This is a genomic window from Litorilinea aerophila (assembly GCF_006569185.2).
GTDB classification, from domain to species: domain Bacteria; phylum Chloroflexota; class Anaerolineae; order Caldilineales; family Caldilineaceae; genus Litorilinea; species Litorilinea aerophila.
Window position 1 is genome coordinate 1 of the sequence record NZ_VIGC02000088.1, and the last position, 899, is coordinate 899.

General features: G+C 60.2%; 1 protein-coding gene. It reads left to right on the forward strand.

What is annotated here, in order from left to right; translation table 11 throughout:
* Nucleotides 1-886, forward strand: an 886-nt coding sequence (locus FKZ61_RS23730) for an IS4 family transposase (RefSeq protein WP_141612655.1), incomplete at its 5' end; no start/stop codon positions are given.
* Nucleotides 887-899 lie beyond the last annotated feature (13 nt).

An 899-nucleotide genomic window follows, 5' to 3' on the forward strand; every position in this document is an offset into this window, starting at 1 on the left:
GCGCAGGTTTCTGAGCAACCGCCGTCTTGAGGTGCGGCGCTGGTACGAGCCGGTTGTGCTCGAATTGCTGAGGTCGGCGGCGGGGTCGCCCATCCGTCTGGTGATTGACGCCACCAAGGTGGGACAGTCCTATCGGCTGCTGACCCTCGGTCTGGCCTACAAGCGGCGGACCTTGCCGCTGGTGTGGAGCGTGCATCGAGGCAGCCGAGGACACACCTCGCTGGCCGACCAGGTGGCGCTGTTCGAAGCCGTGCGTCCCTTCATCCCTGCAGGTAGCGAGGTCTGGGTGCTGGGAGACAGCGAGTTCCAGTCGGTTCGACTGCTCCAGTGGCTGCGCCAGCAGGGGTGGCACTTCCTGATCCGCCAGCGAGGCAGCATCAAGGTGCGCTGGCCTGGTGGGCAGTGGCGCAAGCTCAGCGAGCTCACGCTGGCGCCCGGAGAGACCCGCTATCTGGGGTGGGTGCATCTGACTGAAAAACATGATCTCCCTGGTTTCTGGTTGATTCTCCACTGGGAGAGAGGCGAAGACGAGCCCTGGTATCTCGTCTCGGATTGTCCAGGCCAACGACGGTTACTTAACCGCTATCGCATCCGCATGTGGATCGAAGAAATGTATGGTGACTGGAAAGGACATGGCTTCGACTTGGAAGCAACCCACCTCAACGATCCCGACCGTATCTCTCGTCTCGTCCTGGCTGTCTCGCTCGCCTTTGTCTGGCTCATCTCCGTCGGCAGCTGGGTCGTCAAACGAGGTTGGCGACATTTCGTTGATGTCAAGAGCCGTCGGGACAAGAGCTACTTTCGCATCGGTTGGGACTGGATCGAACGTTGTATCAGGCTCGGACAACCCGTCCCTATTCGTTTCACGACTTACTTCCCAAAGTGATGTGTGGCTAGAT